Origin of the sequence: Rhodococcus sp. 05-2254-6, from assembly GCF_002258565.1 — a bacterium.
GTDB lineage: Bacteria > Actinomycetota > Actinomycetes > Mycobacteriales > Mycobacteriaceae > Rhodococcoides.
Map to the genome: position 1 here is coordinate 1 of NZ_NOZF01000036.1, position 3671 is coordinate 3671.

At 65.5% G+C, this 3671-nt stretch carries 6 protein-coding genes; 1 reads left to right on the top strand and 5 read right to left on the bottom strand.

Going from position 1 to position 3671, the window contains the following annotated elements:
- From CH256_RS04505 to purS, 3 genes are all read right to left on the bottom strand, one after another.
- Nucleotides 1-217 (bottom strand): VOC family protein (locus tag CH256_RS04505; RefSeq protein WP_179271996.1); only part of this gene is annotated, 217 nt, incomplete at its 3' end.
- Nucleotides 218-253: 36 nt separating this feature from the next.
- Complete coding sequence (gene purQ / locus CH256_RS04510) at nucleotides 254-931, bottom strand: phosphoribosylformylglycinamidine synthase subunit PurQ (protein ID WP_094639287.1); 678 nt, start codon at nucleotides 929-931, stop codon at nucleotides 254-256.
- Nucleotides 928-1179, bottom strand: a complete 252-nt coding sequence (purS, locus tag CH256_RS04515) for a phosphoribosylformylglycinamidine synthase subunit PurS (RefSeq protein WP_032395924.1) — start codon at nucleotides 1177-1179, stop codon at nucleotides 928-930. The genes purQ and purS overlap by 4 nt, the downstream gene beginning before the upstream one ends.
- 96 nt (nucleotides 1180-1275) lie before the next feature.
- Here purS and CH256_RS04520 point away from each other — a divergent pair, with 96 nt between their 5' ends.
- Nucleotides 1276-1914: an MBL fold metallo-hydrolase gene (locus CH256_RS04520; protein WP_094668987.1), complete on the top strand. Its 639-nt coding sequence runs from the start codon at nucleotides 1276-1278 to the stop codon at nucleotides 1912-1914.
- Here CH256_RS04520 and CH256_RS04525 read toward each other — a convergent pair.
- Nucleotides 1911-2537, bottom strand: coding sequence for an LppP/LprE family lipoprotein (locus tag CH256_RS04525; protein ID WP_094639286.1), 627 nt, complete (start codon nucleotides 2535-2537; stop codon nucleotides 1911-1913). The two genes, CH256_RS04520 and CH256_RS04525, sit on opposite strands and share 4 nt — an antisense overlap.
- A 193-nt stretch (nucleotides 2538-2730) precedes the next feature.
- Entirely contained in the window at nucleotides 2731-3549 is an 819-nt protein-coding gene (gene thiM, locus CH256_RS04530; protein WP_176460321.1) for a hydroxyethylthiazole kinase, read from the bottom strand.
- Nucleotides 3550-3671 lie beyond the last annotated feature (122 nt).

Sequence of the window (3671 nt, forward strand, 5' to 3'; positions counted from 1 at the left end):
CACCGGTGGTCATGTCGAGGTGGACGCGATTCTTGCCTGGCGTCGGGTCGTCGATCTTCTGGAAGGCCATTCGATACGGTGCCGACGCGAGTTCGACGACGTAGAACCAGCCGTCGTTCTCCTCCACGATCGTTCCGTCCGCCTGCGCGGCCCACCAGCGGGCGAGCGGTCCCGGGTCGGTCGTGTCGAACGTGATCATCGCCAAGTTCAGTGTCATGGCGGCACAGTAACCGCGACCACCGACACGTTCGAGTCAGGCGTTGACGATCGTGTCCAGTGCCGAATAGAAGATGCCGAGGCCGTCGTCGCTCGGTCCGGTGAGCGGCTCGGTGGCGTGTTCGGGGTGCGGCATCAAACCGACGACTCGACCGTTGGCCGAGGAGATCCCGGCGATCCCGCGCTGTGATCCGTTCGGGTTGCTGCCGCTGTAACGGAAGACCACCCGGCCCTCACCCTCGAGCTCGTCGAGCACGTTCTGCGGTGCCTGGAATCGACCCTCGGCATTCTTGACCGGAATCAGAATCTCAGCACCGGGCTCGTAACGCGACGACCACGCGGTGTCGGTGTTCTCCACTGCCAGCCACTGATCGCGGCAGACGAAGTGCAGCCCTTCGTTGCGAGTCAGCGCGCCGGGGAGCAGGCCCACTTCGCACAGAACCTGGAATCCGTTGCAGATACCGAGAACCGGCATACCGCCCTCGGCGGCCTTGACGACGGACTCCATCACGGGGGCGAAGCGGGCGATCGCTCCGGCGCGGAGGTAGTCGCCGTAGGAGAATCCGCCGGGGACCACGATGGCGTCGACGTTCTTCAGATCGGCATCGGCATGCCACAGGCTGACGGCTTCGCCACCTGCGAGGGTGACCGCGCGAGAGGCGTCGACGTCGTCGAGGGTCCCGGGGAAGGTGATGACTCCTACGCGGGCGCTCATGCGGCGGGCTCTACCGACACGCGAGTGACCGTCCAGTCCTCGATGACGGTGTTGGCCAGCAGCGATTCCGCGATCTTCTCGAGCTCGGCGTCGTCGACCGTGTCGTCGACCTCGAGTTCGAAACGCTTGCCCTGGCGGACGTCGGACACACCGGAGATGCCAAGACGGCCCAGTGCACCGGCGATCGCCTGACCCTGCGGATCGAGAATCTCGGCCTTGGGCATGACATCGACAACGACTCGGGCCACGAAAGCGCTCCTTGAAATACGTACGGCTGGTTACCGGCAGGTGGGAGTCTACGCAGCCCTGGCGGGAGGCGCGAAACCGCGCTTACTGTGGGGACCATGCGGCTGACACACTTCGGACATTCCTGCGTTCTCGTCGAACTCAACGGCACCACCGTGCTGTTCGATCCCGGCACGTTCTCTCACGGGTTCGAAGGCATCACCGGACTCGACGCGATCCTCGTCACCCATCAGCACCCGGATCACGTCGATCTGCAGCGACTTCCCGCTCTGGTCGAGGCGAATCCGCGTGCGGCACTGCATGCCGATCCGATGACCGCAGGCCAACTCGGCGGCCAGTGGACTCCGGCTCCCGCGGGTCAGGCCTTCACGGTCGGCGGCATCACGGTCACCGGCGTCGGCGGCACCCATGCCGTCATCCATCCCGAACTGCCGGAGATCGACAACACCGGTTACCTGCTCGGCACTCCGGAGAATCCGGGCCAGCTGTTCCACCCGGGCGACTCGCTGTTCGTCCCCGAGCAGCAGGTCGAGGTTCTCGCGCTCCCCGCTGCCGCGCCGTGGTCGAAGCTCTCCGAGACCGTCGAATTCCTGCGAGCAGTGAACCCCAGGATGGCATTCCCCATCCACCAGGCCATCGTCGCGGAGCAGGCCAGGGGCGTCTACTACGGCCGCTTCAAGGAGATGTCCGACGCCGAAATCCGCGAGCTTACCGAGGAATCGTCCGTCTCGATCTAGCCGGTGACCTCGGGCGGGAGGGTGCCGATCATGGCGACCTGTGTCCCGTCCCAGCGGTAGTCGATCGTCACCGGGCCGCCGGTGGGATTGGCATTGGCATCGTTCGCGAGCGGCCAGCGGTAGTTCACTGTGATCGTGTCGGCGGATTGCGCCGCGACAGAGGTGAATCCGTACGGCTCAAGCGTGGCCGTACCCAGATATTCGGCGTCGTGGAAGAACAGCAGATGTGTCGGTGAGCTGACCGTCGCGCCGTACGGCATGGCTTCGACCCAGGTGAACGACGCACACGGGTCGTCGATCCGCGTGGCAACCCACGGTGAATCCGCGAACACCAGAGGCAGTGAGTCGACGGCCGCGGTCACCGGAGCCGACGTCAGACTCAGGCACTGTGACTCCGTTACCGGCGGGCCCATCGGAACCAGGTCGCTGGCCTCCTCGGGTGGCGTCCGCTGCGGCTGTGCTCCCTCGGTCACGGGGGCCGGGCCGGGCGTCACCGGTGCCGGACTTGCCTGGGTGGTTGCCGGAACGGCCGAGGACGGTGCTGCCGACGGGGTTCCTTGCTCCGCTCCGCCGCAGGCGACGAGGGCTGTGGCACTGACTACGAGGAGTAGAAGACGTTTCATTGAGACCACCTGGTTCGATTTGCCCGACGCCAGGTATGTCCGCTCGCAAACGTGTTCCGTTACATCACGTTTCGGTCAAGAGGACGTTACCTCCGCAGCGATCTGCATTTTTCGCACCACTACGCGCACATTTCGCGACATTCCCGCGGAAATTTCGGCACAGTGGAGCATCAGTTGCACACTGGAGCACGCGTCATTCAGGCCAGCCGATGTCGAGCCGAACCAATTCACGAAGTGCCGACTCGTCGACCGTGTCGAGTCCGTCGAGGAACGCGGCAGCGAAGGACCCCGGCCGCGACGTCGACCGGGCAGCGATCTCCGACGCGACCGCAACATGCGCGTGCGCCGCGACGGCACCGATCAGCACATTTGGCGACACCGAGCAGTAGGCAGCCGTCAGCGCACCGAGCGCACACCCGGTAGCCGTAACCCGTTGCAGCAGTGCGCTTCCGCCGCCCACCTTCACCATGCCGTCGGGGCCGAGAATGTGATCGGTCTCCCCCGACGCCGCCACGACCTCGGCCCGATCGAGCAGCGACCGGGCCGCATCGACCGAATCTGCCACGTGTGCAGACGAATCCACCCCGCGCGATCCACCTTCGGCACCCGCCAGTCCCATGACCTCGGACGCGTTCGCGCGAATGACGCTGGGCCGGTTGACAAGTAGCTCGACGGCCACCTGCGTTCGCCACGGCAGACCGCCGGCTCCCACCGGATCCAGTACCCACGGCTTCCCCGCTGCCCTCGCTGCGGCCGACGCCAGGTGAGAACTTTCCACCTGCGCCGCCGTCGGAGTTCCGAGATTGACCAGGACCGCGTCGGCGATCTCGGCGAAGCCTGCCGCTTCCTCGGGGTTGTCCACCATCGCCGGCGCGGCCCCCGCGGCCAACAGCGCGTTGGCGACGAACTGCACCGACACCGTGTTGGTCAGACACTGCACCAGCGGATTGCGCTCGCGCAGAAGTCGATGTGCGGCAACGATGTCGTCCAGGGTCACGCTCGAATTACTCATCGCTGACGAGTCTACGACCGCACTCACCCCGTTCGCGTCAATGGACCATTGCACGGCTCAGACGTCTGCAATGCGCCATTCACGCGTACGGGGTTGTGGCGTGAATGTGCCATTGCACCGGT

What these genes read in the sequence shown, in the direction of transcription:
- CH256_RS04525 (WP_094639286.1), bottom strand. Translation starts at nt 2,537, where the DNA reads ATGAAACGTCTTCTACTCCTCGTAGTCAGTGCCACAGCCCTCGTCGCC.
- thiM (WP_176460321.1), bottom strand. Translation starts at nt 3,549, where the DNA reads ATGAGTAATTCGAGCGTGACCCTGGACGACATCGTTGCCGCACATCGA.
- purQ (WP_094639287.1), bottom strand. Translation starts at nt 931, where the DNA reads ATGAGCGCCCGCGTAGGAGTCATCACCTTCCCCGGGACCCTCGACGAC.
- CH256_RS04520 (WP_094668987.1), top strand. Translation starts at nt 1,276, where the DNA reads ATGCGGCTGACACACTTCGGACATTCCTGCGTTCTCGTCGAACTCAAC.